At 69.7% G+C, this 25,142-nt stretch carries 28 protein-coding genes; 6 read left to right on the top strand and 22 right to left on the bottom strand.

Annotated features, from left to right (window positions below):
- Positions 1 to 22 precede the first annotated feature (22 nt).
- Complete coding sequence (locus MKL11_RS19365; protein ID WP_243946434.1) at positions 23 to 1,315, bottom strand: nicotinate phosphoribosyltransferase; 1,293 nt, start codon at positions 1,313 to 1,315, stop codon at positions 23 to 25.
- 141 nt (positions 1,316 to 1,456) lie between these two features.
- Positions 1,457 to 1,960: a pyridoxamine 5'-phosphate oxidase family protein gene (locus tag MKL11_RS19360; RefSeq protein ID WP_243946432.1), complete on the bottom strand. Its 504-nt coding sequence runs from the start codon at positions 1,958 to 1,960 to the stop codon at positions 1,457 to 1,459.
- 126 nt (positions 1,961 to 2,086) lie between these two features.
- Between MKL11_RS19360 and MKL11_RS19355 the strand changes: the two genes are divergently transcribed.
- Positions 2,087 to 2,386 (top strand): hypothetical protein, encoded by a 300-nt coding sequence (locus MKL11_RS19355; protein ID WP_243946460.1) that lies wholly within the window; start codon positions 2,087 to 2,089, stop codon positions 2,384 to 2,386.
- Positions 2,387 to 2,397: 11 nt separating this feature from the next.
- Here MKL11_RS19355 and MKL11_RS19350 read toward each other — a convergent pair whose 3' ends face one another.
- Together MKL11_RS19350 and MKL11_RS19345 are read right to left on the bottom strand one after the other, a co-directional pair.
- Entirely contained in the window at positions 2,398 to 2,922 is a 525-nt protein-coding gene (locus MKL11_RS19350) for a GNAT family N-acetyltransferase (protein ID WP_243946430.1), read from the bottom strand.
- Positions 2,919 to 3,236 (bottom strand): DUF1778 domain-containing protein, encoded by a 318-nt coding sequence (locus MKL11_RS19345; RefSeq protein ID WP_243946428.1) that lies wholly within the window; start codon positions 3,234 to 3,236, stop codon positions 2,919 to 2,921. The genes MKL11_RS19350 and MKL11_RS19345 overlap by 4 nt, the downstream gene beginning before the upstream one ends.
- A 175-nt stretch (positions 3,237 to 3,411) precedes the next feature.
- Here MKL11_RS19345 and apbC point away from each other — a divergent pair, with 175 nt between their 5' ends.
- Together apbC and mobA are read left to right on the top strand one after the other, a co-directional pair.
- On the top strand, positions 3,412 to 4,560 hold the full coding sequence (gene apbC / locus MKL11_RS19340) for an iron-sulfur cluster carrier protein ApbC (RefSeq protein WP_243946426.1): 1,149 nt from the start codon (positions 3,412 to 3,414) through the stop codon (positions 4,558 to 4,560).
- Between the two features lie 17 nt (positions 4,561 to 4,577).
- Complete coding sequence (gene mobA, locus MKL11_RS19335) at positions 4,578 to 5,201, top strand: molybdenum cofactor guanylyltransferase MobA (protein ID WP_279600594.1); 624 nt, start codon at positions 4,578 to 4,580, stop codon at positions 5,199 to 5,201.
- A 14-nt stretch (positions 5,202 to 5,215) separates the two neighbouring features.
- On the opposite strand, the gene MKL11_RS19330 is transcribed toward mobA, so the two are convergent.
- The 7 genes from MKL11_RS19330 to MKL11_RS19300 form a co-directional block, all read right to left on the bottom strand.
- Positions 5,216 to 6,103, bottom strand: a complete 888-nt coding sequence (locus MKL11_RS19330) for an EamA family transporter (RefSeq protein ID WP_243946424.1) — start codon at positions 6,101 to 6,103, stop codon at positions 5,216 to 5,218.
- Positions 6,104 to 6,209: 106 nt separating this feature from the next.
- Positions 6,210 to 6,671 (bottom strand): peptidylprolyl isomerase, encoded by a 462-nt coding sequence (locus MKL11_RS19325; protein WP_058192188.1) that lies wholly within the window; start codon positions 6,669 to 6,671, stop codon positions 6,210 to 6,212.
- A 66-nt stretch (positions 6,672 to 6,737) separates the two neighbouring features.
- Positions 6,738 to 7,235 carry a hypothetical protein gene (locus MKL11_RS19320; RefSeq protein WP_243946423.1) on the bottom strand — a complete coding sequence of 166 codons (498 nt, stop codon included), beginning with the start codon at positions 7,233 to 7,235 and terminating at the stop codon, positions 6,738 to 6,740.
- Between the two features lie 8 nt (positions 7,236 to 7,243).
- A complete protein-coding gene (locus MKL11_RS19315) occupies positions 7,244 to 7,792 on the bottom strand; it encodes a peptidylprolyl isomerase (RefSeq protein ID WP_243946421.1) in 549 nt (182 codons plus the stop codon).
- 27 nt (positions 7,793 to 7,819) lie between these two features.
- Entirely contained in the window at positions 7,820 to 8,323 is a 504-nt protein-coding gene (gene coaD, locus MKL11_RS19310; protein WP_243946417.1) for a pantetheine-phosphate adenylyltransferase, read from the bottom strand.
- A 61-nt stretch (positions 8,324 to 8,384) separates the two neighbouring features.
- Positions 8,385 to 11,165 (bottom strand): DNA gyrase subunit A, encoded by a 2,781-nt coding sequence (gyrA, locus tag MKL11_RS19305; RefSeq protein ID WP_243946414.1) that lies wholly within the window; start codon positions 11,163 to 11,165, stop codon positions 8,385 to 8,387.
- Positions 11,166 to 11,341: 176 nt separating this feature from the next.
- Complete coding sequence (locus MKL11_RS19300; protein WP_243946412.1) at positions 11,342 to 11,644, bottom strand: hypothetical protein; 303 nt, start codon at positions 11,642 to 11,644, stop codon at positions 11,342 to 11,344.
- Between the two features lie 234 nt (positions 11,645 to 11,878).
- On the opposite strand from MKL11_RS19300, the gene MKL11_RS19295 reads away from it, so the two are divergent.
- Positions 11,879 to 12,730: a S49 family peptidase gene (locus MKL11_RS19295; RefSeq protein ID WP_243946403.1), complete on the top strand. Its 852-nt coding sequence runs from the start codon at positions 11,879 to 11,881 to the stop codon at positions 12,728 to 12,730.
- A 62-nt stretch (positions 12,731 to 12,792) separates the two neighbouring features.
- Here MKL11_RS19295 and MKL11_RS19290 read toward each other — a convergent pair whose 3' ends face one another.
- Positions 12,793 to 13,659 carry an NAD(P)-dependent oxidoreductase gene (locus MKL11_RS19290; protein ID WP_243946401.1) on the bottom strand — a complete coding sequence of 289 codons (867 nt, stop codon included), beginning with the start codon at positions 13,657 to 13,659 and terminating at the stop codon, positions 12,793 to 12,795.
- A 101-nt stretch (positions 13,660 to 13,760) separates the two neighbouring features.
- Between MKL11_RS19290 and MKL11_RS19285 the strand changes: the two genes are divergently transcribed.
- A complete protein-coding gene (locus tag MKL11_RS19285; protein WP_243946399.1) occupies positions 13,761 to 14,786 on the top strand; it encodes a P1 family peptidase in 1,026 nt (341 codons plus the stop codon).
- Between the two features lie 40 nt (positions 14,787 to 14,826).
- On the opposite strand, the gene MKL11_RS19280 is transcribed toward MKL11_RS19285, so the two are convergent.
- The 10 genes from MKL11_RS19280 to MKL11_RS19235 all read right to left on the bottom strand — a co-directional run bounded on the left by MKL11_RS19280 (position 14,827) and on the right by MKL11_RS19235 (position 24,765).
- Positions 14,827 to 15,165: a hypothetical protein gene (locus tag MKL11_RS19280; protein ID WP_243946398.1), complete on the bottom strand. Its 339-nt coding sequence runs from the start codon at positions 15,163 to 15,165 to the stop codon at positions 14,827 to 14,829.
- Between the two features lie 744 nt (positions 15,166 to 15,909).
- Positions 15,910 to 16,191, bottom strand: coding sequence for a hypothetical protein (locus MKL11_RS19275; protein WP_243946396.1), 282 nt, complete (start codon positions 16,189 to 16,191; stop codon positions 15,910 to 15,912).
- Entirely contained in the window at positions 16,188 to 18,575 is a 2,388-nt protein-coding gene (locus MKL11_RS19270; protein WP_243946394.1) for a response regulator, read from the bottom strand. Before MKL11_RS19270 ends, MKL11_RS19275 begins: the two co-directional genes overlap by 4 nt.
- A gap of 47 nt (positions 18,576 to 18,622) precedes the next feature.
- Positions 18,623 to 19,522: an EamA family transporter RarD gene (gene rarD / locus MKL11_RS19265; RefSeq protein ID WP_243946392.1), complete on the bottom strand. Its 900-nt coding sequence runs from the start codon at positions 19,520 to 19,522 to the stop codon at positions 18,623 to 18,625.
- Between the two features lie 293 nt (positions 19,523 to 19,815).
- Positions 19,816 to 20,415: a pyridoxamine 5'-phosphate oxidase family protein gene (locus tag MKL11_RS19260; protein ID WP_243946390.1), complete on the bottom strand. Its 600-nt coding sequence runs from the start codon at positions 20,413 to 20,415 to the stop codon at positions 19,816 to 19,818.
- Positions 20,412 to 20,747: a lipid-A-disaccharide synthase N-terminal domain-containing protein gene (locus tag MKL11_RS19255; protein ID WP_243946388.1), complete on the bottom strand. Its 336-nt coding sequence runs from the start codon at positions 20,745 to 20,747 to the stop codon at positions 20,412 to 20,414. The genes MKL11_RS19260 and MKL11_RS19255 overlap by 4 nt, the downstream gene beginning before the upstream one ends.
- Positions 20,741 to 21,505 (bottom strand): glycosyltransferase family 2 protein, encoded by a 765-nt coding sequence (locus MKL11_RS19250; protein WP_243946387.1) that lies wholly within the window; start codon positions 21,503 to 21,505, stop codon positions 20,741 to 20,743. Before MKL11_RS19250 ends, MKL11_RS19255 begins: the two co-directional genes overlap by 7 nt.
- On the bottom strand, positions 21,502 to 23,223 hold the full coding sequence (locus MKL11_RS19245) for an ArnT family glycosyltransferase (protein ID WP_243946385.1): 1,722 nt from the start codon (positions 23,221 to 23,223) through the stop codon (positions 21,502 to 21,504). Before MKL11_RS19245 ends, MKL11_RS19250 begins: the two co-directional genes overlap by 4 nt.
- An 84-nt stretch (positions 23,224 to 23,307) precedes the next feature.
- The gene (metC, locus tag MKL11_RS19240; protein WP_243946383.1) at positions 23,308 to 24,498 is read right to left on the bottom strand and encodes a cystathionine beta-lyase; all 1,191 of its coding nucleotides are present in this window, start codon (positions 24,496 to 24,498) and stop codon (positions 23,308 to 23,310) included.
- 93 nt (positions 24,499 to 24,591) lie between these two features.
- Positions 24,592 to 24,765: a hypothetical protein gene (locus MKL11_RS19235; protein WP_243946381.1), complete on the bottom strand. Its 174-nt coding sequence runs from the start codon at positions 24,763 to 24,765 to the stop codon at positions 24,592 to 24,594.
- A gap of 74 nt (positions 24,766 to 24,839) precedes the next feature.
- On the opposite strand from MKL11_RS19235, the gene MKL11_RS19230 reads away from it, so the two are divergent.
- Complete coding sequence (locus tag MKL11_RS19230) at positions 24,840 to 25,142, top strand: hypothetical protein (RefSeq protein ID WP_243946379.1); 303 nt, start codon at positions 24,840 to 24,842, stop codon at positions 25,140 to 25,142.

Raw genomic sequence — 25,142 nt, 5'->3', positions numbered from 1 at the left:
GAATGGCCGACTGAAACGCGCCTCACACCACGACCGGCAGCGCCTCCTGCGCACCCACGCCGAAAACCCGGCGGTAGCGGGCGATCGCGTCGGCCGGTCCCTGCGCCTTGGTCGGGTTGTCCGAGAGCTTGACTGTCGGCCGGCCGTTGGCCGCCATGACCTTGCAGACCACGGAGACCGGATCGAGCTTGCCGTCGGGCAGGAGACCGCGGAAATCGTTGGTGAGCAGGGTGCCCCAGCCGTAGCCGATGCGCATGCATCCATGGAAATGGCCGTGGATGTGCTCGATCGCGTCGATGTCGAGCCCGTCGGAGAAGATCGCGAGCTTGTCGCGGGGATCGTAGCCGCGCTCCTGCCAGAACCGGATCACCTCCTCGCCGCCCTCGATCGGGTCCTTCGAGTCGATGCGGATCCCGGTCCAGTCGCCCACCCAATCCGGGGCGTTGGCCAGGAACCCGGTGGTGCCGTAGGTGTCGGGCAGGATCACCCGCAGGTTGCCGTCGTAATCTTCCTGCCAGTCGGCCAGCACAGCATAGGGCGCGGCGGCGAGCGCCGAATCGTCCTCGGCCAGCGCCGCGTAGACCATCGGCAATTCGTGGGCGTTGGTGCCCACCGGCTCGACCTCCTGACGGGCGGCGATCAGGCAGTTCGAGGTGCCGAGGAACGCGGGGCCCAGCCCCTCGGCCATGGCCTGCACGCACCAATCCTGCCAGAGAAAGCCGTGGCGCCGACGCGTGCCGAAATCCGCCACCGACAGGTCAGGCAGCTTCTGCAGCCGCTGGATCTTCTCCCAGACCCGGGTCATCGCCCGGGCGTAGAGCACCTGCAGGTCGAGCTTGCCGAGGCCGCGCAGCACGGCCCGCGCCCGCAGCTCGTTGAGGATGGCGAGCGCCGGGACCTCCCACATCGTGGTCTCGATCCAGGGGCCGTGGAAGGTCAGCTCGTACTGGCCGTCATGGACCGCAAGCTCGTAGTCGGGCAGCTGAAAGCCCTCGAACCACGCCACGAATTCGGGGCCGAGGATCCGCCCCTGGCCGCGGAACACGTTGCCGCGCAACCAGGTCACCTCGCCCTTGCTGAGCCGGAGGCTGCGGGCATGGTCGAGCTGCTCGCGCAGGAGCCCGGCATCGACCTCATCGGCGATGCGGATGCGCTTGGTGCGGTTGGTGATGCCGAAGGTGGTGTCGATCTGCGGATGCCGGCGCAGGATCGTCTGCGCCATCAGCAGCTTGTAGAAATCGGTGTCGAGCAGCGACCGCACGATCGGGTCGATGCGGAAGCTGTGATCGTAGACCCGCTTCGCCAGATCAATCATGTTTTTCGGACTCGTCCGCGCGTCTCACGGCGCAGAGCGCATGCCGGGCGCGGCCGCGTCAAGAAAAAGGACGGCACGTCCCTGCGACGCGCCGCCCCCTATTAACCACGTCGCCAAGTCACAAAGCCAAGTCACGAAAAATCAGGCGAGGTCGACCTTCTTGGTGTCGGTCTTGGGGCTCTCGCCGGTGAGCGTTGCCTTCACGTAGCCGTAGAGGTGCAGCATCGTGCTGTTGGGGCTGTCCCAGTACTCGCCCTTCTCCGGGTGGACGCGGATCAGCGCGACCTCGGGGTCGTTCTTGCCGTTGGGGAACCAGGTCTTCAGGCTCTCATTCCACTTGGAATCGATCTTGGCTTGGTCGCGCACGATCTCGGCCTTGCCGGCCACCGACACGTAGGTCTGGCTCGACGGGTCGGAATAGGCCAGGTTGACTTGGTTGTCCTTGCTGATCTCGGTGGTCTTGGGCGAGTGCAGCTTGGTGAAGAACCAAAGATCGCCGTTCTCGTCGGCGTCGTTGTTCCACATCGGGCGGCTGTTGAGCGTCCCCTCGGCATCGACCGTGGTCATCATGGCGATCTTCACGTCCTTGACCAGCTCGAACAGCTTCTTGGCGCCCTCGTGGTCGCGGTGGTTGCCCTGATGCATGAAACCGATCTCCTTGCTGTCGCCGAGGTGGCGTTCGAGTCGCGCGGTCGGACCCCTCCGGTGAGGCCCCGCCCGCAAGTCGCCTCGACAACGGGCGAAGGCCCGCTTGGTTCAGGCGGTTTCGGGATGGGGGCGAACGGGCGGTGGAGCGTCGGTAGGGGCTTGGCGGTGCTCGTCGGATCGGTCTGGCTGGCGGCCGCTCCGGCTTGCGCCGAGGTCCGGTTCGGGCCGGGTGTCCGAATCGGCGGCCACGATTTCTCCGGGCGGCGCGCCGGCAGCGTCCATATCGAACGGATGAAGCGTCTGCGCGGCCCGCTCGGCTGTCGCCGCGTTCGCCACGGCTTCTACCGGCGCGGCGACGGCAGCGTGGTGCGGGGACCGATGGAAGAGTGCAATCTGATCGCGCTTCCACCGGGGCGGCGGTGAGGCCGGGGGCCTCACGAGTTACGACTGTCGAACAGCATCTCGATCTCGGCCATCGGCTTGAACAGACGGCGGGGCTGGTCGGGCAGCCGAAGGAAGTCATAGCGTTCGTAGAACGCGACCGCGGTTTCATCCTTCGCGTCGACCACCACCGCCAGGGAGGCCGTCTCGCTCCTGAGGCAGCGCAGCAGCGCATCCAGGAGAAGAAGCGTGCCGAACCCCTTGCCACGCCGCGTCGCGTCGACCGCCAGCCGCCCGAGCAACGTGGCCGGCAGGATGGGATAGCGCGTCAGTCTCTTGACGAAGGCCGCGGGTAATTCGGCCGCCCGGATCGACGTGTTGGCGAGGGTGTAGAAGCCTAGAATCGCGGGTTCCGGAGGCTCCAGCAGGACATAGGGGGCCGCCACCCGGAGGCGCGCATCCTGACCGGCCTGCGAGCGGAGATAGCGATCGAGGGCGTCGACGCTGCACGTGAAGCGGGACCGATCGTGCCGCCCGGCATCGAAGAGCTCGATGGCCGGCGTTGCACCGATGGTCACGTCTCCGAGCCACCCATCAGCGTCCGGTAGGTGGCGACGCGAGTCCGCATCCGCTCGTTGGGTTGGCGCGGCGCCATGAGCGCCTCCACGAAGGCGCGGGAATCCCGAACGCTGAGCTGGATCACCTCATGCTCCGCGATGGCGCGCTTGGCGGCATCCTGGACGCTCGTCAGGACGAAGTCGGTGATGCTGCGTCCTTCAAGCGCTGCGGCATGCGCGACGAGGGCCTTCTGCTCCGCCGTCACGCGGGCCTCCAATCGATCTGCCCGTCGCCGGTTCTTCGAGCTGCCTTCCGAACATTGAGCGTCGCGCATCGCCACCTCCGTGCCGACCCAGAATGTACGGCCGTTGGCCGGCATTTTCGAGGGTAAATCCGCTACGCGTCGCGTAAGAACGAAATCTCGATAGCCGAGGCGGGGTCTGGTGTTCTCACGGCGCTCGGTTACATGCAGCGGGTATTGAACCTGCTTGCTCCCGGTGGAGGACGATTTGGCGATAACCCGCGACGACGTGCTGCGCGCGCTCCAATCCGTCACCGTCGACGCCGCCGGCACCACCCTGCCCGGCTCCGGGCGGCTGTCCCAAGTCGTGGTCGATCCGAGCAACCGGGTGATGTTCTCGATCCTGGTCGATCCGAGCGAGGCCGAGCGGTTCGAGCCGGTGCGGCGGCAGGCGGAGGGGCGCATCCTGCAGATGCCGGGCGTCTCGGGGGTGTTCGCGAGCCTCACCTCGGAGCGCGGCCCGGGCATGCCGGCCCAGAGCGACGCCGCGCCCCGCCCGGTGACGCCGCCGCCGGTCGCCCCGCCGCGGCCGGGCGCGCCGCCGAACCAGGGTCCGCAGATCGCCGGTGTGCGCCACATCGTGGCGGTCGCCTCCGGCAAGGGCGGCGTCGGCAAGTCCACAACGGCGTGCAACCTCGCCCTCGCGCTTCAGGCCCAGGGGCTGAAGGTCGGCCTGCTCGATGCCGACATCTACGGGCCGTCGGTGCCAAAACTGTTCGGCCTGTCGGGCAAGCCCACCGTGGTCGACAACAAGGCCATGGAGCCGATGGTCGGCTACGGCCTGAAGGTCATGTCGATCGGGTTCCTGATCGAGCCCGAGACGGCGATGATCTGGCGCGGGCCGATGGTGCAGTCGGCCATCACCCAGATGCTGCGCGACGTGCTCTGGGGCGAGCTGGACGTGCTGATCGTCGACATGCCGCCGGGCACCGGCGACGCGCAGCTCACCATGGCCCAGGCGACGCCGCTGTCCGGCGCCGTCATCGTCTCGACCCCCCAGGATCTCGCCCTGATCGACGCCCGGCGCGGCGTGACCATGTTCAAGAAGGTCGCGGTCCCGATCCTCGGGGTGATCGAGAACATGGCGACCTTCGTCTGCCCGAATTGCGGCCACGCCTCCCACATCTTCGGGCATGGCGGCGCCCGCATCGAGGCGCAGCGCCTCGGCGTGCCGTTCCTCGGCGAGGTGCCCCTCGACATGACCATCCGGGAGACCTCGGATTCCGGAAGGCCGGTGGTGGCGACCGACCCGGACGGCCCGCACGCCAAGATCTACCGCGATATCGCCGCGTCCCTGTGGGCGAACCTCTCGGGCGCCCCGGCGGGGCGGACGGCGCCCAGGATCGTGATCGAGTAGGCCTTGGGAGCCGGACCTTGGCGGCACCAATCCTCGGCCTGATCCTGGCCGGCGGTCTCGGCCGGCGGATGGGCGGGGTCGACAAGCCGCTGCTTGAACTCGGCAGCCGGACGTTGCTGGCACGGGTGGTGGAGCGGCTGGGTCCGCAATGCCCGGCCGGCCTGGTGCTCAGCGCCAATGGCGATCCGGAGCGGTTCGCCGGGTTTCCGGGAGCGGTCCTGCCCGATCCCGTCCCGGGCCGGCCGGGACCGCTCGCCGGCCTGCTCGCGGGGCTCGACTTCGCCGCCGCGCATCGGCCGGCGGTCACGCACGTCCTGAGCGCACCCGGGGACGCGCCGTTCCTGCCGGGCGACCTCGCCGAACGGCTCCGCGCCGCGCTCGGCTCTGCTGAGATCGCGCTCGCCGCCTCGGGCGGGCGCGAGCACTACACCGTGGCGCTCTGGCCGGTCGGGCTGCGGGCGGACTTGCGCCGGGCCCTGGTGGAGCGGGATGAGCGGCGGGTCGGAGCGTTCGTCGCCCGCCACGGGGCGGCGACCGCCTCGTGGCCGACGCAGCCCCTGGACCCGTTCCTGAACCTCAACGCGCCGGACGATATGGCGGCCGCCGAGCAGGCGATCCTGGCCGGGCTTGCACGGGACTGAGCCCTGCCGCTTCATCAGGCGCGGCGTGCCTGCCAGCGCGGGTAGAGGATGCCGAGGGCGAGGCCCGATAGGACGAGCCCGGCGGCGCCGAGCTTCCAGGCCGGCAACGCCTCGCCGAGCCAGAGTGCGGATCCGGCCATACCGAACACCGGCACCAGCAGCGCCATCGGGACGATCTGCGCTGCGGGGTGGCGGGCGAGCAGCCATCCCCAGATGGCGTAGCCGAACAGGGTATTGCCGACGGATTGCCAGATCACCGCCGCCCAGGTCGCCGCATTGGCATTCTGCAGGCCTGCGCGGATCGCATCCCGGCCTTCGAGGAGGAAGGATAGCGCAAACAGCGGCGGCGCCGAGAACAGGCTGGCCCAGACCACGTAGGGCAGCATCGCGCGGACGCCGCTGCGCTTCGCCGCGATGTTGCCGCCGGCCCAGCTCGCCGCCGCGAGGATGACGAGGCCGAGGCCCAGGGGCGTCGTGGCGGCATCAGAATGCAGCGCGATCACGCCGATGCCGGTCGCGGCAAGCGCCAGGGCCGCCCACTGGTAGCCGGGGACCCGTTCGCCGGTCAGGGCGATCGACAGGCCGATGGTGAAGAACACCTGGATCTGGATCACCAGCGAGGCCAGGCCGGGGGTGATGTGGCCGCGCATGGCGATGAACAGGAGCCCGAACTGTCCGGCCCCGATCAGCAGCCCGTAGGCGGCGAGATTGCGCCACGCGACCTTGGGCCGGGGCAGCAGGAAGACGCCGGGGCAGGCTGCCAGCAGGAAGCGCAGCGCCGCAAACAGCAGCGGCGGCAGATGGTCGAGCCCGATCCGGATCACGACGAAGTTCGTGCCCCAGACGGCGACCACCGTCACGGCAAGGCAGAGATCCCGAATCGGAAGCGTGGCGGTCTTCATGGCGCCGCGGCGTCGCAGGCCGCGGTCGCTTTGCCAAGGGACGCCGTCCCGTGGGCTTACGGAAGTGTCCGCCCGGATCGGCGGACACTTCCGGACGGTTCGCCGATCAGGCCGCCTCGCCTACGCTCGCCTTGACGATCTTGTCCGGGGAGCGCGGCGGCTCGCCCTTGTTGATCGTGTCGACCACGTCCATGCCCTCCACGACCTTGCCCCAGACCGTGTACTGCTTGTCGAGGAAGCGCGCGTCGTCGAAGCAGATGAAGAACTGCGAGTTCGCCGAGTGCGGGAAGTTGGTGCGGGCCATCGAGCAGGTGCCGCGCACGTGCGGCTCGGCGTTGAACTCGGCCTTCAGGTCCGGCAGCTCCGAGCCGCCCGAGCCGGTGCCGGTCGGGTCGCCGGTCTGGGCCATGAAGTTCTCGATCACCCGGTGGAACGGCACGCCGTCGTAGAAGCCCTGGGCGGCCAGCGTCTTGATCCGCTCGACATGGCCCGGGGCGAGGTCGGGGCGCAGCCCGATCACGACGCGGCCCTTGGTGGTCTCCAGGATGAGGGTCTCGGTATCGGCCATGGTGGGTCCTTCCTGTTGGTGGGAATGTAGCGGCGCCCGCCGGATCCGGCGAGCGCGGCGAAACGGTCAGGCTGGCGGGCGGTAGACGAGCCGCAGGGCCACCGGTCGCCCCGCGATCGCCCGGCCGAGGCCCGGAGTGATCTTGGCCGGCGTGCAGCCGGCGAGCGCGTCCAGGGTCGCCCGCACCAGGCTGCCGCGCTGGCCACCCGCGAACCCCGCCGCATAGGTGATCCGCGGCGGGCCGATCAGGCTGCCGTCACGCCGGAGCGACAGCCGCGCGGTGATCTCGACATCGTCCGAACCGGAAGCAGGATGTCCCAGTCCGGCCGGCGGCTGCCAGCAGGCCGCCAGCACCGGGTAGAGCTCGGCCAGGGTGTCGGCCGCCCGGGCCGGTCGATGCGCCAGCGGCACCGCGACGGTGCCCCGCAGGGTCTGCGGCAGGCTCAACGGATAGCCGCCGCCCGGCTGATAGGCGTAGCCACCGTAGGCATAGAAGCCGTCATAGGCGCGCGCCGCCGCCGGAGCGAGGGCGAGCACGCCGAGGACGGCCAGCCGGCGCCACATCGGCGGGGCTACTTCGCCTTCTCGGCGAGCGTCATGCGGACGATCTTGTCCGGGTCCTGCACGGCGCCCCCCGGCGCGCCGGGGGAAGCCTTCTTGATCTTGTCGAGCACGTCGAGCCCGTCGGTGACGTTGCCGACGACGGTGTACTGCTTGTTCAGGAACGGCGCGTCGCCCAGGCAGATGAAGAACTGCGAGTTGGCCGAGTTCGGATCCGACGAGCGGGCCATGCCGACCGTGCCGCGTCGGAACTCGGCGGTCTGCGAGAACTCGGCCGGGATGTTCGGCAGGCTGGAGCCGCCGGTGCCGTTGCCCTTCGGGTCGCCGGTCTGGACCATGAAGCCGTCGATCACCCGGTGGAACTTCAGGCCGTCGTAGAAGCCTTGGGAAACCAGCGTCTTGATCTGCTTGACGTGCTTGGGGGCGAGGTCCGGCCGCAGCATGATCGTGATGCGGCCGTCCTTGGTCTCGAGATAGACCGTGTTGGCGTCGGCGGCCCGGGCGGCCGGGACGGAGCCGAACACGAGGGCGAGCGCGAGGAGGGCGTTGCGGCGGTTCATCGGATTCCTTCCAGAACGGTCAGAGGATCAGGCGGTGGCGGCGAAGCGCTGCCGGAGGCGGTCGGCGACGGCCGCAGGCACGAAGGGCGAGACGTCCCCGCCCATGCCGGCGATCTGGCGCACCAGCGTCGCGGTGATCGGGCGCGCCTGCGTCGAGGCAGGCAGGAACACGGTCTGCACCTCGGGCGCCATGGCGCCGTTCATGCCGGCGAGCTGCATCTCGTAATCGAGATCCGTGCCGTCGCGCAGGCCGCGGATGAAGATCGATGCCCCGCAGCGCCGGGCGGCCGAGACCGCGAGGTCGGCAAACGTCGCGATCTCCAGCGTCGCACCCTCGGCCTGGGCCACCGGCCCGCAGGTCTCAGTGAGGAGCGCGGCGCGCTCCTCGGCCGAGAACAGCGGCGCCTTGCCGGGATGGACGCCGATGGCGATCACGAGGCGGTCCACCAGCCGGCAGGCCTGGCGGACCACGTCGAGATGGCCGTTCGTGACCGGATCGAACGAGCCGGCATAGAGGGCGGTGCGGGTCATCGAGGCCCGACCTAGAGCATTTTTGCGCGGGACGGAACCTCGGGGTGTGTCGGCCGGAGCCTCACACCTCCTCGGGGCCGCCCTCCGGACCAGCATCGGGGCCGCCCTCGATGCCGCCGTCCAGACCACCTTCGGCGCCCGCTTCGGTGTCGTCCTCGCCGACGATGTGCTCCACCGACACGACCTTCTCGTCCTTGGCGGTGTTGAACACGGTCACGCCCTGCGAGGCGCGGCCGACGATGCGGATGTCGTCCACCGGCACCCGGATCAGCTGGCCGCGGTCGGTGACCAGCATGATCTGGTCCGTCGCCTCGACCGGGAAGGAGCCGACGAGGCTGCCGTTGCGGTCGTTGACTCGCATCGCCGTGATGCCCTTGCCGCCGCGGCCGGAGGTCCGGTACTCGAACGACGACGAGCGCTTGCCGTAGCCGCGCTCGGACAGGGTGAGCACGTATTGCTCGGCCGCGCCCATCTCGGTGTAGCGCTCCGGCGAGATCGCCGCGGCCTCGGCGCCGTCCTCGGCCTCGACCTCGGCGCCTTCCTCCTGTTCGCCGGTGATGGCGCGACGCATCTTCAGGTAGCCCGTCCGCTCCTCGGCGCTGGCGTCGAAGGCGTTCAGGATCGTCATCGAGATCACCCGGTCGTCCTTAGCCAGCAGGATGCCGCGCACGCCGGTCGAATCGCGGCCCTTGAACACGCGCACGTCCTCGACCGGGAAGCGGATGCACTGCCCCATCGCCGTGGTCAGCAGCACGTTCTGGTCCGGCCGGCAGATCTCGACATGGACGATGTGGTCGCCCGGATCGAGCTTCATGGCGATCTTGCCGTTGCGGTTCACCTGGACGAAGTCCGACAGCTTGTTGCGCCGGACGTTGCCGCTGGCGGTGGCGAACATCACGTCGAGGGTGTCCCAGGACGCCTCGTCCTCGGGCAGCGGCATGATTGTGGTGATGCGCTCGGAGGTGTCCTGCAGCTGCAGGATGTTCACCAGCGCCTTGCCGCGGGCGTTCGGGGCGGCCATCGGCAGGCGCCAGACCTTCTCCTTGTAGGCTTGGCCCTGGCTGGAGAAGAACAGCACCGGCGTGTGGGTGTTGGCCACGAACAGGCGGGTGACGAAATCCTCGTCGCGGGTCGCCATGCCGGAGCGGCCCTTCCCGCCCCGGCGCTGGGCCCGGTAGGTCGAGAGCGGCACGCGCTTGACGTAGCCGGCATGGGACACGGTCACGACCATGTCCTCGCGGGCGATCAAATCCTCGTCGTCGACGCTCGAATCGTAATCGACGATCTCGGTCCGGCGCGGGGTGGCGAATTGCTGCCGCACCTCGACGAGCTCGTCCTTCACGATCGCCTGGATGCGGGCGCGCGAGCGCAGGATGTCGAGATAGTCGGCGATCTCGTCGGCCAGGGTCTTCAATTCGTCCCCGACCTCGTCGCGGCCCAGAGCCGTGAGGCGCTGCAGGCGCAGGTCCAGGATGGCGCGGGCCTGGGTCTCGGACAGGCGGTAGGTGCCGTCCTCGGCGACCCGGTGGCGCGGGTCGTCGACCAGCGCGATCAGCGGGGCGATGTCGTGGGCCGGCCAGTCGCGGCTCATCAGGGCCTCGCGGGCCGTGTTCGGGTCCGGCGAGGTGCGGATCAGCCGGATCACCTCGTCGATATTGGCGACCGCGATGGCCAGGCCGCACAACACGTGGGCGCGTTCCCGGGCCTTGCCGAGCAGGAACTTGGTGCGCCGGGAGACGACCTCCTCGCGGAAGTCGACGAAGGCCTGGAGCAGGTCCTTCAGGTTCATCAATTCCGGCCGGCCGCCGTTGAGGGCGACCATGTTGCAGCCGAAGGAGGATTGCAGCGGCGTGAACCGGTAGAGCTGGTTCAGCACCACCTCGGCCATGGCGTCGCGCTTGATCTCGACCACGATGCGCATGCCGCTGCGGTCGGATTCGTCGCGCAGGTCCGAGATGCCCTCGACCCGCTTCTCCTTCACGAGCTCGGCGATCTTCTCGACCAGCGTCGCCTTGTTCACCTGATATGGGATCTCGGTGAAGATCAGCGCCTCGCGCTCCTTGCGCAGCTCCTCGACATGCGACTTGGCGCGCATGATCACCGAGCCGCGGCCGGTGGCGTAGGCCTGCCGGGTGCCGGCCCGGCCGAGGATCATCCCGCCTGTCGGGAAGTCCGGCCCGGGGACGATCTCGGTGAGCTGCTCGATGGTGAGCCCGGGATCGTCGATCAGCGCCATGCAGGCGTCGATCAGCTCCCCGAGATTGTGCGGCGGGATGTTGGTCGCCATGCCCACCGCGATGCCGCCGGCGCCGTTAGCCAGGAGGTTCGGGAACCGGGCCGGGAGGACTTTTGGCTCCTCCCGCGATTCGTCGTAGTTCGGCTGGAAATCGACGGTGTTCTTGTCGATGTCGGAGAGCAGCGCGGTCGCCGGCTTGGCCAGGCGCGATTCGGTGTAGCGCATGGCCGCCGGCGGATCGCCGTCGACCGAGCCGAAATTGCCCTGCCCGTCGATGAGCATCAGGCGCATGGAGAAGTCCTGCGCCATCCGCACCAAGGCGTCGTAGATCGATTGGTCGCCGTGTGGGTGGTAGAGACCGATCACGTCGCCGACGATGCGGGCCGACTTGACGTATTTCCGCTCCGGCAGGTGCCCGGATTCGAAGGCGGAATACAGGATGCGGCGGTGGACCGGCTTCAGCCCGTCGCGCGCGTCCGGAAGCGCGCGGCTCACGATCACGCTCATGGCGTAGTCGAGGTAGGAGCGGCGCATCTCGTCGGTGATGGAGACGGGGCGAATGTCGCTGGCGGGCGGGGTGGTGCCCGTCGGATCGGTCTCGGCCAAGGAAGTACCCGTTATCAGGCCCGGAGGGGCGGTGCTGGCGACCGTCCCGGTGGCGCGCGGAGCGCCCGGACGGCCTTGCGGAACAGCAGTGATATCAGGTGGTTAAATAAGCTTTTCCGCGCCCGCGCACAAGGCCGCGCACCGGCCCGATCCGGCCGGTGCGCGGGCTGCACCCCTCAGTAGAAGGTCGGGTGCCGGTGGCCGAAAGGCCGGTGATACCCGATGGGGCGCCGGTACCCGTAATGACGGTGCCAATGATGGCGGCGGTGCCAGAAATGGCGCCGGTGGTGCCAGTGCCGCCGCCAATGATGATGCCGGTGCCAGTGTCGCCGGTAGTGCCAGCGGGCGAGCTGCACCGTCGGGGCGGGGGCTGCCGCCTCGGCGGCGGCGGGGACCGGCAGGGGCGCCGCGCGCGCCGGGGCATTCGCGAAGCCCCCGATCAGCGCGGCGAGCAGGACCAGGATAGGCCAGGGTCGCATCGTGTCTCTCTCTCTCCCGTGTGAGCCCCCGGCGGCGCGCAGCCGATCCGGGCCGGCACGATCCGCGCGCCGCAGGCAGGAACCGCCAAGGTCGGCAAACGGTTCGATCCGTTCTGACTGCGCAGACGATCATGGTTGCCGGGACCTGGCGTCCCGCTTCCCTTGCGCGCGGCGCCGGAACGCCCAACTCGGGCGGCAGCGCTCGACGCGTCCCGCATCTCCCGAAGAGACCCCATGCCGTTCGCCCTTCCCGACGCCCTCCGGGCCCTCCTGCCGCGCCGCTTTCGCGACCGCCGCCCCCGGGTCGCCGTGGTCCGGCTGTCCGGCACGATCGGCGCGGTCTCGCCGCTCCGCCCGGGGCTCTCGATCGGCGGCGTGGCCGGCAGCCTGGAGCGGGCCTTCGCCATGCCCGGGATCAAGGCGGTGGCGATCGTGATCAACTCGCCGGGCGGTTCGCCGGCGCAGTCGCACCTGATCCACCGGCGCATCCGGGCTTTGGCCGAGGAGAAGACGCTGCCGGTCGTGGCCTTCGTGGAGGATGTCGCGGCGTCGGGCGGCTACATGATCGCCTGCGCGGCCGACGAGATCGTCGCCGACCCGACCTCGATCGTCGGCTCGATCGGCGTGGTCTCCGCCGGCTTCGGCTTCCAGGGCTTGCTGGAGAAGATCGGCGTCGAGCGCCGGGTCCACACACAGGGCGAGGCGAAGTCGATGCTCGACCCATTCCGCCCCGAGGACCCGGCCGACGTGGAGCGCCTGAAGCGCCTCCAGGCCGACATCCAGGACCTGTTCACCGGCCTCGTGACGTCGCGGCGCCCGAACTTGTCGAAGGCGGAAAACCTGTTCACCGGCGCGGTCTGGACCGGCCGCCAGGCGCTGCCCCTCGGGCTGGTCGACGCGCTCGGCGACGTGCGCGCGACCCTGCGGGCGCGCTTCGGCGACACGGTCGACCTGCGGCTCGTCGCCGAGGCCAAAGGCGGGCTCCTTTCCCGCCTGCTGCGCCGGGGCGGGGCGCCGGGCGGCATTGCCGAGGACGCCATGGCGGCGCTGGAGGCGCGCGCCGCCTTCGCCCGTTTCGGGCTCTGAACGTCCTGCATCAGGGCTCTGCCCTGATCACCCGCCAAAGGGCGATGCCCTTTGGGAACCCCTTACCGACCTGCGCGCCTGGCCGAGACCCGGGCCAGGGCTGCGAGGTCCTTCTCGCCATCGCCGTGGCTGATCGCCTCGATCAGCCCGTCGCGCAGGACGCTGGCGAACGGCATCGGCACGCCGGCGCCTTCCGCCGCCTGGAGCGCCAGCCGCACGTCCTTGGCGCCGAGCTTCAGGCCGAAGCCCGGTGGCTCGTAGCGGTTCTGGGCGATCGAGGCACCGTAACCCTTGTAGACCGGCGAGGCGAACAGCGTGTTGGTCATCAGGTCGAGGAAGTCGGCGCCCGCGACCCCGTGGCCCTCGGTCAGCGCGCAGGCCTCGCCCATGGCCTCGATGGCCGAGATCAGCATGAAGTTGCCGGCGAGCTTGACGGCGTTGGCCCGCGACGGCTCGTCGCCGAACCGCCAGGTCCTGGCACCCATGGCGTCGAGCAGCGGCGCGGCGCGGTCGATCAGGGCCGCGTCGCCGGCCGCCACGATGTTGAGCTTGCCGGCCTCGGCCACGTCCGGGCGTCCGAAGACCGGGGCGGAGACGTAAGGAACGTCCGCCCGCTCGTGCACCGCGGTGAGTTGCCGGGCCAGCGCCACCGAGATCGTGCTCATGCCGATATGCAGGCCGGGGCGCTCGGGCTGGTCGAGCAGGCCGCCCGACACGATCACCGCCTCCAGGGCCGCGTCGTCGGCCAGCATGGTGATGACCGCATCCCCGGCGAACGCCTCGGCGGCACTGCCCACCGGGGTCACCCCGTCGAGGCCCTGAGCGCCCGCGGGCGAACGGTTCCAGGCCCGGACCCTGTGGCCCGCCCGGGCGAGGCTGGCGGCCATGCCGCGGCCCATCCGCCCCAATCCGATGAATCCGACGTCCATGTCCTGCTCCTCAATGACGTTGCCGCCGTACCGACCCGAGACGGCCCCCGGCGGCGTGAGCGGGGATTTGCCCCGATCGCCGGGCGTGGCAAGCTCGATCGATGGCGCACAATCGCATCACGGACATTCCCGGCCTGCGGGTCGGCCACGCCAGCGACTTGGCGGTCGCCAGCGGCGTCACCGCGATCCTGTTCGACGCGCCGGTCATCGCTTCCGTCGACGTGCGCGGCGGCGGCCCCGGCACCCGCGAGACCGACCTGCTCGATCCCGAGCGCACGGTGGAGCGGATCGACGCCCTGGTCCTCTCGGGCGGCTCGGTCTACGGGCTCGACGCGGCCGCCGGCGTGACCGCGTGGCTCGCCGAGGCCGGGCGGGGCTTTCCGGTCGGCCCGATGCGGGTGCCGATCGTGCCGGGCGCGATCCTGTTCGACCTGCTCAACGGCGGCGACAAGGAGTGGGGCCGCTACCCGCCCTATCGCGAGCTGGGTTTTCTGGCGGCCGCCGCCGCGTCGGACGACTTCGCCCTCGGCTCCGTGGGGGCCGGCATCGGCGCGCGCACCGGGCGCCTGAAGGGCGGGATCGGATCGGCCTCGGCGTCCGTGCCGGGCAGCGGCTGTTCGGTCGGAGCGCTGGCGGCGGTCAACGCCTTCGGCAATGCGACCATTGGCGACGGGCCGCATTTCTGGGCCGCGCCGTTCGAGGTAGGCGACGAGTTCGGCGGCCTCGGCTCTCCCGCCCGAGTGCCGGCCGACGCCCTCGCCTTCCCGGCCCGGACGCTGCCAGGCGCGGCCACGACGCTGGCGGTGGTCGCCACCGATGCGGCGCTGACCAAGGCCCAGTGCCGGCGCCTCGCGGTGGCCGCGCAGGACGGCCTCGCCCGCGCCCTGGTGCCGGCCCATACGCCCCTCGACGGCGACCTCGTCTTCGCGGTGGCTACCGGCACCGTGCCGCTCACGGACCCGGTAGCCGATCTCGCCCGCCTGGGCGACGCCGCCGCGCGGGTGCTGGCCCGGAGCGTGGCGCGGGGAGTCTATTGCGCGACGAGCCTGCCGGGCCACACTGTCGCGGCGCCTCTATCGGTCATAGGACTGCCGCCGGCCTGGTACGACGTGTTCCGAGAGTCTTAGATTTCGAGTCCGACCACGAAGCGCGTGATCGCGGATGTCTTCAATTTGGCGCCAGGAAAAAGCCCTCTTCCCGTTCAAATTTTATAATTTTCCTGTCGAATTTCTCATAAAGATCGGGTGTAATGAAAAAAACAACCTCGTGGCCAGAAATCATCTGAATGCCATCACGGATTTTATATCTTTCTGATGTCCGATAGAATCCTATGACGACGTGACTCCAGGACTTGCCATCGTTTAATACAGTATTGCCCCAGGATATCATTAAAACAGAGGCTTTGTCATCACGATTTTTGTCATAGAATTTTCTGATGGCTTCAATTTCTGCCCAAGCTTCCAGAGAAATCGTGAAGTTGATTGGGAGATAAGAATTCGTCGTCATGGCTCACCTCCTGAAGTTGTCGTTCAGCAACATTCCATGGCTGACAGCTGCTGAGGGAAGTTCCAGAATGCAACGAAGATTTGTTGGTCCTTCAACCATGACTAATCCGAAGTCGAATTCGTAGACACAATTGCGCCCTATTTTTTTCTGTATCTCGGCAACAAGTACTTCGAAGCTGTACGATTGCGTGACAGGTTGAACGCCGTTGTCAGTTCGACGTGTTCCAGACCCAGATGAGGTACTAGACCATCGACCTCCTTCGCGCTGTCCCGCCGGGACACGCGGCTGATTGGGATCAAAATATTTGAGCGCAAACCTAAGCCGATTGAATTTTACGACTACGCTGGCTGCCGCAAGATCATAACAAAGTTTAGATAGATGCAATGATTCGCCGCGGTCACGCATCGCGAGTTCTCCTACTGCACGCCACATGCATAGGAATTTTAGCAGAAAATCAGGATTCCGGGGCATGATGTGGTCGGAATCTTGCATCAATTTTATAGTAATATTCGCCTAGACTTATCAATTTTTACTTGATATCGATTAGTAATTTAAAAATTAATCAGATTTTCGACTTGTTTGAGTGAAAATAAAACGTATTCTCGATTTAAGAACATATTCTTGCGCATTTGTCGATCTGTATCATGCCGCTCGTGCATCGACCGCTATCAAACGGCCTCCAGCGACGCTTCTGCTCGCGATCGTTCATGCGTGGAGAGGTAGTGCCGTCCCACCGAGACTGTCTCACACCTCCCCGCGCGCATCCGCGATCAGCTGCGCCAGCCCGGCATCGACCTCCTCGCCGAGCATCTTGCGCTCGGCATCGGTGAGATCCTTCGCCCAGGCGGTGCCGCCAAAGCCTTCCGCGCAGCGCGCCCGCTCGGAGGCGATGTAGGCCTCGGTCTCGGCGGGCTGCGTGCGCATCGCGTGGACGAGGCCGAACCAGGCCGCCCGCTCCACCACCGCAAGCCGCGCCCGCAGGCGGATCGCCGCCGCCTTGTCCGGATCGATCCCGTTGTCGCTCATGGTGTCTCTCCCACATCGTTCTCGGCGAGCCGCTCGATCAGGCCCTGGAGCCGGCCTGGGACCGGCTCGGCAGTGGAGCGGGCGTAGAGCACCCGCAACTGCCGGCCGATCTCGGCGAGGCTCATCGAGCCCTTGGCGATCACCCGGTCGGCCTGGGCGCCGAGGCTCGCCTTCTCGGCGCTGGTGATCTCCTTGGCGGTGAGCACCACCACCGGCACGTCGCCGTCCGGCCGGGCGCGGAGCGCCCGCAGGAAGCTGAACCCGTCCATCTCGGGCATCATCAGGTCGAGCAGGATCAGGCTCGGGCGCGTCTGGCTGACCCGCTCCAGGGCGATCCGGCCGTTCTCGGCCTCGTCCACGGTCCAGCCCTCGCGGCCCAGCGACCGGCGCAGGCGCTCGCGGGCATCCGGGTCGTCGTCGACCACGAGGACGCGCGCCTCCCCGGGCCCTTCCGGGCGGTAGCGCTCCATCATGCCCTTCAGCCGGTCCCAGTCGATCGGCTTGACGAAGTAGTCGGTGGCGCCGAGCGCCTGGCCGAGCCCCTGCTCGGCCACCACCGAGGTCATGATCACCGGCGTGCCGGCCAGATCCGGATCATTGCGCACCGCGTGCAGCACCGCCCAGCCGTCCATGCGCGGCATCTCGACATCGAGCAGGATCGCCCGCGGCTTGAGCGCCCGGGCGAGCGTCAGGCCGGCGCGCCCGTCATTGGCGGTGCGGACGTGGAAACCCTCGCGCTCGAGGAAGCGCTGGAGCAGCTCCCGGGCGGCCGGATCGTCGTCCACCAGCAGGACCGTCTCGTGCTGCTCGTGCGGCTCGACCGCGGCCGCCGCGGCCTCGGCGGCGATCTCCTGCGGCTCGTCCTCGGCCTTGAGCACCGCGGGCAGGCGGACCGTGAAGGTGGCGCCCTGCCCTTCCGTGCTGGTTACGGCGATGTCGCCGCCCATGGTCTGGCAGAAGGCCCGGGTGATCGCGAGGCCGAGGCCGGTGCCGCCGAACTGGCGCGTGGTCGACTCGTCGGCCTGCACGAAGCGCTCGAACAGGCGCCCGATCTGCTCCTGGCTCAGCCCGATGCCGGTATCGGTCACCGCGAAGGACAGCCAGTCCGCCCCGTCCTCCCGGTGGCGGCGCACCGCCAGGGTGATCGTGCCGCCCTCGGTGAACTTGGCGGCGTTGCCGATCAGGTTCAGGAGGCATTGGCGGATCTTGGTCTGGTCCTGGTGCATCGCGCCCAGCGCGGCACCGTCCGCGTCGAGGACGAAGCGGTTGCCCTTCTTCTCCACCAGCGAACCGGTGGCGTCGGAAACGTCCCGGAGCAGGTCCGACACCGAAAACGTCTCGGCCGAGGCGGTCATGCGCCCGGCCTCGATCTTGGAGATGTCGAGCACGTCGTTGATCAGCGACAGCAGGTGCCGGGCCGCCGCCTCGATCTTGCGCAGGTCCGGCAGCAGGGCGGCCTGGCCGATATCCTCCAGCTCCTCGCCCAGCATCTCCGAATAGCCGATCACCGCCGAGAGCGGCGTGCGCAGCTCGTGGCTCATGTTGGCGATGAACTGGCTTTTGGCCCGGTTGGCGGCCTCCGCGGCCTGGCGCGCCCGCTCGACCGCCTCCTCGGCTTCCTTGCGGTCGGTGACGTCGACGCAGGTGCCGACCCATTCGCGCAGGGTGCCGTCCTCGGCGAGAACGGGCACGCCGCGCACCTCCATGGCCCGCCATGCGCCGTCGTAGCGGAGCAGGCGATACTCGACCTCGTAGGGCTTGCGCGCCTCGACGCAGGCGGCCCAGGCATCGGCGGCGTGGGCCCGGTCGTCGGGATGGACCGCGTCGACCCAGCCCCAGCCCTGGTAGGCCTCCTCGCTCTGGCCGGTATAGGTGCTCCAGCGGACCTGGGGCGGCATCAGCTCGCCAACCGCGTTGGTGTTCCAGATCACCGCCGCGGAGGCGTCCACCAGCGCCCGGAAGCGCTGCTCGGAATCGCGCAGGCGCTCCTCGACGGCGCGGCGGCGGGAGATGTCGGTGTTGGTGCCGTACCAGCGCAGGATGTTGCCCGCCGCGTCCCGGTGCGGCAGGGCCTTGGACAGGAACCAGCGATAGATCCCGTCCTTGCCGCGCAGCGGGAACGTGTCTTCCCAGGACTGGCCGAGCATGATCGCCGCCCGGAAGCGCTCGGTCACGGCGTCGACGTGGTCGGGATGGTGGACGGCGCGCCAGCCCCAGCCGCGCATCTCCTCCAGGGTGCTGCCCGTGTAGTCGTACCAGCGTTGGTTATACCAGACGATAGTCCCGTCGGCCTCGGCGATCCAGGCGAGCTGCGGCAGCGTCTCGGCGAGGTTCCTGTAATCGGCATCGGTGACGACGCCTCGGCCGCCCTCGGATTCGCTCATCGGCCCGCCGGTATCCCGTCATCGCCCCGCGAGGCGTATGGACTGCCTTATACACGCATCGGGTCGGGATCCGACCGGACCTCGACCACAGGTTCCACCGGCCGCCGGCCGCGCAGCGCATCGACGCTGTAGAGGGCGAGCGCCACCCAGATCAGGGCGAACATCGCCGCCCGGGGTGGCTCCACATGCTCGCCATAGGCCAGGACGCTGAGGCACAGCAGGCAGGTCGGGGCGACGTATTGCAGCAGGCCCAGCGTCGTCAGCCGCAGCCGTATCGCCGCGGCGGCGAACCAGATCAGCGGCAGCGCTGTGGTCACCCCCGTCAGCATCAGCAGCGCGAGGCTTTTGGGATCGGCAGGCAGGAACGGCTCGGGCGACAGGATGAGCCACAGGATCGCGAGCGGCAGGAGCAGCAGGGTCTCGGCCAGAAACCCGACCAGGGCGTCGACCCCGACGATCTTTCGGACGAGTCCGTAGAGCGCGAAGGACACGGCCAGGGACAGCGACAGGGCCGGCAACTCTCCCGCCCACAACACGGCGACTGCGACGCCCGCCGCCGCGATCCCCACCGCCACGGCCTGGAGCGGCCGCAGCCGCTCGCCGAGCACGATCCGGCCAAGCGCCACGCTGACCAGGGGATTGATGTAGTAGCCCAGGCTCGCGTCGAGCAGGTGCCCGCGGTCGATGGCGTGGAGGTAGAGCAGCCAGTTCACCCCGATCATCGCGGCCGAGACTGCCAGCAGGGCGTGGCGCCGGCACAGGGGCAGCGGCAGGTTCAGGCGCCTGCGGGAAGCCAGCGCCAGGGCCAGCGCGCCCGCGAACAGGCTCGACCAGACGATCCGTTCGGCCAGGATGTGGTTCGGGCTGAAGGCCCCGAGCATGCGGAAATGCACCGGGACCAGCAGGCCCCAACTCAGATAGGCGGCGAGCGCGTAGACGAGGCCCAAGATGTCCTCCCGGTCGACCCGAGCGGGCGGGCGGTGCCGGGGCTTTACGCCCGGCGGCCCGCCCGGGACAGGGCGAACCGCGCAAGGCTGATATCTCTTCGGAGGCCGTGCCGCGCGCCCGGGCTCGGGCGGCCCGGATTGTCGCCAGGAAGCGGCCGACCTCGCCGCTGAGATGCTGGGATTGGCGCGACAGTTCGGAGGGCGCCGAGGCCACGCCGACCATAGTGCTGGTCACCCACCGCGTCTGAGCCCTGCGGACGCTGGCCGACGTCGTGGACGATCTCCCTGGTCGGTCAGGGCGCGATCCAGCCCCCGGTCCAGTCGTTCCGCAACCGCCGCCAGGCCGCCCGGCGGTGGCCGCGGCGGTCGAGATAGAGGAAATCGAGGCGCTCGGCCCGCACCGATACCGCGGCGAAATGCGGGCGACCGAGCGTCGCCGCCGTCTGCTCGTCGGGCAGCGTGTAGGCGCCCCCCGTGGCCAGCGCCGTGCCCGGGGCGGGGTCGGCGCCGTAGCAAACCCGGCTCATCGCCCGAGATCCGGCCCAGGCTGCCTGCGCCACACCATCATCCGCGTGGAGCGTCGCCCGGCCCTCGATCCGGATCTGGATCTTGGCCGCTTCGTCGTAGGCGGCGAGCGCGCAGGCCGGGTTCGCCAGGATCTCGGCGGCCTTGTCGGAGCGGCGGTCGCAGTGGAAGCGCAGGGTGCCGGCCTCAGCGTCGGCTTCGCGCAGCACCACCGTGCGCAGCTTGGGACCCACGGGCCCGAGGGTCGCCAGCACCGGCAGGTGGAACCCGCTCCGGCCATGCGCGGCGCCCTCCGCGAGGAGCCGCCACAACTCGGCGAAGGTGGCGTCGAGATCGTCGTAGAAATCCGGCAGGGGCGTACGGGTCATGCGGTGCCGCTCCGCCGACGCTGGCGCTCGCGAAAGATCAGCGCGAGGTTGCGCAGGTAGATGCCGGTGGACAGGCCCTGGCCGATGATGATTACCGGCTCTCGGCGCACGAACCCGTAGACCAGCGTCATCAGCCCGCCCAGGATCGACAGGAACCAGAACGAGAGCGGCATCACGCTCCGGCCGGCCCGCTCGCTGGCGATCCATTGCAGGATGAAGCGCGAGCCGAACACCAACTGGGCGACGATGCCGAACACCACCCAAAAATCGAGCCGGGTGACGAACACGTCGTAGAAATAGTCCGGCAGATCGTGGGCGAGCTGGATCAGCATCCGACATCCTGGTCTGCGGGCGCAGCGGCCGGGGCGGGCAGTTCCTCCGGCTGCGGGTCTGCGCGCTTGCGCCGGATCAGCCACCAGACCCCGGCGAGGTCGAGGAGCCCGACCCAGAGCCGGTCGAACAGGCCGTAATTCGAGATTCCGGTGAGCCGGGGCCGGTCGATCACGTCGTGGTGGACCACCAAAAATCCCTCGCGCACCACCAGGGCCGGCATGAACCGGTGCAGGGCGTCGAAATAGGGGAGCCGGAGATACACAGCGCGGCGGAACACCTTCAGGCCGCAGCCGGTGTCGCGGGTGGCGTCGTTCAGGATGCGCCCGCGTACGCCGTTGGCGATGCGCGATTGCAGCATCTTGAAGCGCCCGTCCTTGCGCCCGCGCCGCTGCCCCTGGGCGAGCCCGGCCCGTTCGCCGGCCGCCTCCAGGGCGGCGAGCAGGGCGGGGATGAAGGCCGGGTCGTTCTGGCCGTCGCCGTCCAGCGTCGCGACGATCGGCGCCCGGGCCGCCAGGACGCCGCTGCGCACCGCCGCCGACTGGCCGCCGCTGCGCGCGTGTCGCACCACCCGCAGCCACGGCCGGCCGGCGCAGGCCGCCGCCAGGGCGGCCGGCGTGCCGTCGGTGGAGCCGTCATCGACGTAGATCAGCTCGAAGGCGAGCCCCGCGCAGGCGGCCTCGATCTCGGCCACCAGGGGGGCGATGTTGCCGGCCTCGTTCTTCACCGGCACGACGACGCTGAGGTTCCGGGCGCTCACGGGGCCACCGCGTAGGCGGTCACGAACACCCTCCGGCCGGTGTTGAGGTTGAAGCCCTCGACCTCGGTGAGCGGCGCGGGCGCGCCCCGTGCCACCGGCCAGGCGGCGTTGAAGTCGTCGCGCTCCCGGGCCTCCACGAACAGCAGCCGGCAGCCGCCGGCCTCGAGGAACTGCCTGGCGGCAGCCCCGTCCGGCGGCAGGGCGAGGTCGGTGCCGGTCAGGAAGACCAGGCTCGGCTCCCGGTAGCCGAGGCTCGCGACCTGCGGGTTCGGGCAGCCCATCCGGTCGCGCAGGGCGGCCAGACGCGGCGAGACCTTGAGGGCTGGGAGCGAACGCTGCGCCACGCCCAGCACCGCCGGCCCGAGCAGGCAGGAGGCGGCGATACCGAACACGAGCGCGCGCTCGGGCCTGCCGCCCGCGAAGGCCATCCAGGCCAGCACCGCCACCGCGCAGGCGGCGGCCAGCAGCGGCAGCGCCGCCCAGGGGAGCGTGTGGCCGTCGAGGCGCCAGCCCGCCAGGCACAGGCCGAGCGTCAGCCCGATTGGGATCGCCGGCACCAGCAGGGCGGTCGCCCGCGCGCGCCGCAGCCGCGGGTCGAGGGCGCCGCGCGACAGGGCCAGGGCGGTGAGGATCGCCAGCCACGGCATCAGCGGCAGGACATAATGGGGCAGCTTGGTCGGCACCGCCTCGAAGATCAGCCAGGCCGGCAGCACCGCCGCGATCAGGAACGCGAAGGCCGGCTCGCGCCGGGCGCGCCAAGCGAGCGGCAGGCTCATCGCCGCGAAGGCCGCCCCCGGCCAGAAGGTCGCGAAGAACGTGAGCGTGTAGGCCCCGGGCGGACCCCAGTGCCGCTCGGCGGCGCCGCCGACCTTGCCCAGCATGTCGTGTCCGACCGCCTCGGCGTAGAAGGCGCCGCCGCTCTTCCACGCGATCGCCGCGAACCACGGCGCCACCAGCAGCAGCGTCAGCGCCAGCCCCGCCCATGGCTTCAGGGCGAGCAGCCAGCGGCCGGACCGCGCCACCACCGACAGGATCAAGGCCGGCAGCACGACGAACAGCGGCACCATCGGCCCCTTGACCAGGATGCCGAGCGCCATCCCGAGCCAGAAGCCGGGGAAGACCGCGCGGTCCACGGTTCCGCCGGCCCGGTATGACAGCCACGCCCGGGCGAGCGCCCCGAGGCTCGCGGTGGCGCAGGCGGCGAGCAGGGCGTCGGTCTTGGCGAGATGCGCCTCGGCCGAGAGCATCAGCCCGGCGCCGTACAGGGCGGCGGCCAGCAGTGCGTGCCGGCGGGGCAGGAAGGCGAGCGCCGCCCAGTAGGCCAGCAGCACCGAGGCGGTGGCGCCGATCAGCGACGGGATGCGGTACAGGGCGATCTGCCGGCGCGCATCCGGCACGCCGAGCGCCTCGCCCGCCGCAACCGCGGCGGCCTGCGCCCAATAGATCCCGACCGGCTTCTTGTGCCTCGCCTCGCCCTGGAAGCGGATGTCGACGAGGTCGCCGCTCTCCAGCATCTGCTTGGAGGCCTGGGCGAAGCGCGGCTCGTCCCGGTCCATCGGCTGCAGCGAGATCTGGCCGGGCAGGAACAGCAGCAGGCACAGCGCCAGAAGGGCCAGGACGGCGCGGGCATGGGTGAGGCTCAGCGCGTCGAGCCCGCGGCCGATCCGGTCGACAGAGGCGAGGCGCGGGACGCCGCCGGCGGAGAGGCTCGTGGTCATGCCCGGCCGGTCAATCAGGATCGGACGGGAAGGTCAAATGCGCCGTCATCCCTCCGTCCCCGCGCGCGACGACGGCGCAGGCCGTCAGGAGGCCGCCCGCAGCCGCGCGAAGCCGGCATCGAGATCGGCCTGCAGGTCGGCGACGTCCTCCAGCCCGATATGGAAGCGCAGGGCCGGGCCGCCCGGCGCCCAGGTCGTGGCGGTCCGGTAGGGGGCGCAGTCGAACGGGATCACCAGGCTCTCGAAGCCGCCCCAGGAAAAACCCATCCCGAACAGCTCAAGCCCGTCCAGCATCGCGGCGACGGCCGCCTCGGGCACCGGCTTGAGGATCACCCCGAACAGGCCGGAAGCGCCGGAAAAGTCGCGCTTCCAAATTTCATGGCCCGGATCCTCCGGCAGGCCGGGATGCAGCACGCGCAGCACCTCCGGCCGCGCCTGGAACCAGCGGGCCATCTCCAGCCCGGCGCGGCCGTGCTCGCGCAAGCGCAACGCCATGGTGCGCATGCCCCGGAGCGCCAGGAAGATGTCCTCGGCTCCGGCGCAGGGGGCGAAATGATCGAAGGTGCGCCGCACCGCCGGGAAATACGCGGCGTTGGCGGAGGTTAGGCCGATCAGCAGGTCGGACCCGCCGCTCAGGTACTTGGTGCCGGCCTCGACCGCGATATCGACCCCGCGCGCGTGGGGCGGGAACAGCAGCGGCGTCGCCCAGGTGTTGTCCATGATCACGCAGGCGCCCCGGGCATGCGCGACCGCGGCGATGGCCGGGATGTCCTGCATCTCAAAACTCTGCGAGCCGGGCGCCTCGACCAGCACCGCCTTGGTGTTCGGGCGCATCAGCTCGGCGATGCCGGCCCCCACGGTCGGATCGTAATAGGTCACCGCGACTCCGAACCGGGCCAGGACGCCGTCGCAGAACTGCCGGGTCGGGCGGTAAGCGGAATCGGTCACGAGCAGATGGTCGCCGGCCGAGACCGCGGCCATCAGCGCGATGGTGAGCGCCGACAGCCCCGAGGGCGTCACCACCGTGCCGGCCGCGCCGGCGAGCGCGGTCCAGGCGTCGGTCAGCGAGTCCATCGTGGGGGTCGCCGAGGTGCCGTAATTGTAGCGCCCGCGCCGATGCTTGATCGCGTCGTAGGTCGGATAGAGCACGGTCGAACCGCGATAGATCGGCGTGTTGACGAAGCCGTGCTGCGCGCCCGGATCCCGGCCCGCATGGACGAGGCGCGTCGCCGCCCCGAAAGTTTGCTTGGACTCGGGCTTGGGCGTCAGGGACATAGGGGCTCGGCGATCACGTTGCGCTGCGACGCACGAAGCCCGCGGGCTGGGGCGAGGTCAAGCCAGCCTTGCCCCCGCCCGGCCTCCCCCCGCTCAGGGCTTCTCCGCCGGATCGGAGACGGCAGCCTCCTCGTAAGCTTGCATCCAGCCGGCATGCTCTTCGGAGCCTTCCGGATAGGGACATTCGCTCGCGGGCTTACCGTAGAGGCGGGCGTTGCGGCCCTGGATGAACGGGCTGTCGCTCGCGGTGGCCTGGACGTTGGTCAATATCGCCTCCCGAACATTGGCTCCCATCCCGGACCTTTGGGGTGGGCTTCGTTAACGGGCGGGCGGGTAATCTGTTGCCGTCTCAAGTCGCGTTCCGGGTCGTCTGCGTGCGTATCCTGCGTCCTCTCCTCGGCGGCGTCCTCGTGCTGGTCTCGACGGCGATCGTCGCCCTCGTCAGCGCCGACCGGCTCGCCCATCTGGCGCCGTCTGCGACGGTGCGCGCCGCCCAGGCCGAGCCCTCCGCCACCGGGTCGCTGCCGGCGCCGGTCAAGGCTGCGCCGGCCCTGAAGGCCGCCGCGCCCACCATCCCGAACGGCTTCGACACCGAGCGGCTCAACGCCCTGATGCGCGGCGACCCGATCCTGCCGCGGCGCTGA

This window comes from Methylobacterium sp. J-077, from assembly GCF_022829365.1.
In the GTDB taxonomy this organism is placed as follows: Bacteria; Pseudomonadota; Alphaproteobacteria; order Rhizobiales; family Beijerinckiaceae; genus Methylobacterium.
Note: the sequence above shows the minus strand (reverse complement) of the source record. Positions and strands in the feature narration are given on the sequence as shown.

Coding starts and splice junctions, on each gene's coding strand:
- MKL11_RS19365 (WP_243946434.1), bottom strand. CDS start 1,315: ATGATTGATCTGGCGAAGCGGGTCTACGATCACAGCTTCCGCATCGAC.
- MKL11_RS19360 (WP_243946432.1), bottom strand. CDS start 1,960: ATGCATCAGGGCAACCACCGCGACCACGAGGGCGCCAAGAAGCTGTTC.
- MKL11_RS19355 (WP_243946460.1), top strand. CDS start 2,087: ATGGGGGCGAACGGGCGGTGGAGCGTCGGTAGGGGCTTGGCGGTGCTC.
- MKL11_RS19345 (WP_243946428.1), bottom strand. CDS start 3,236: ATGCGCGACGCTCAATGTTCGGAAGGCAGCTCGAAGAACCGGCGACGG.
- MKL11_RS19330 (WP_243946424.1), bottom strand. CDS start 6,103: ATGAAGACCGCCACGCTTCCGATTCGGGATCTCTGCCTTGCCGTGACG.
- MKL11_RS19325 (WP_058192188.1), bottom strand. CDS start 6,671: ATGGCCGATACCGAGACCCTCATCCTGGAGACCACCAAGGGCCGCGTC.
- MKL11_RS19320 (WP_243946423.1), bottom strand. CDS start 7,235: ATGTGGCGCCGGCTGGCCGTCCTCGGCGTGCTCGCCCTCGCTCCGGCG.
- MKL11_RS19315 (WP_243946421.1), bottom strand. CDS start 7,792: ATGAACCGCCGCAACGCCCTCCTCGCGCTCGCCCTCGTGTTCGGCTCC.
- coaD (WP_243946417.1), bottom strand. CDS start 8,323: ATGACCCGCACCGCCCTCTATGCCGGCTCGTTCGATCCGGTCACGAAC.
- MKL11_RS19300 (WP_243946412.1), bottom strand. CDS start 11,644: ATGCGACCCTGGCCTATCCTGGTCCTGCTCGCCGCGCTGATCGGGGGC.
- MKL11_RS19295 (WP_243946403.1), top strand. CDS start 11,879: ATGCCGTTCGCCCTTCCCGACGCCCTCCGGGCCCTCCTGCCGCGCCGC.
- MKL11_RS19290 (WP_243946401.1), bottom strand. CDS start 13,659: ATGGACGTCGGATTCATCGGATTGGGGCGGATGGGCCGCGGCATGGCC.
- MKL11_RS19285 (WP_243946399.1), top strand. CDS start 13,761: ATGGCGCACAATCGCATCACGGACATTCCCGGCCTGCGGGTCGGCCAC.
- MKL11_RS19280 (WP_243946398.1), bottom strand. CDS start 15,165: ATGACGACGAATTCTTATCTCCCAATCAACTTCACGATTTCTCTGGAA.
- MKL11_RS19275 (WP_243946396.1), bottom strand. CDS start 16,191: ATGAGCGACAACGGGATCGATCCGGACAAGGCGGCGGCGATCCGCCTG.
- MKL11_RS19270 (WP_243946394.1), bottom strand. CDS start 18,575: ATGAGCGAATCCGAGGGCGGCCGAGGCGTCGTCACCGATGCCGATTAC.
- MKL11_RS19260 (WP_243946390.1), bottom strand. CDS start 20,415: ATGACCCGTACGCCCCTGCCGGATTTCTACGACGATCTCGACGCCACC.
- MKL11_RS19255 (WP_243946388.1), bottom strand. CDS start 20,747: ATGCTGATCCAGCTCGCCCACGATCTGCCGGACTATTTCTACGACGTG.
- MKL11_RS19245 (WP_243946385.1), bottom strand. CDS start 23,223: ATGACCACGAGCCTCTCCGCCGGCGGCGTCCCGCGCCTCGCCTCTGTC.
- metC (WP_243946383.1), bottom strand. CDS start 24,498: ATGTCCCTGACGCCCAAGCCCGAGTCCAAGCAAACTTTCGGGGCGGCG.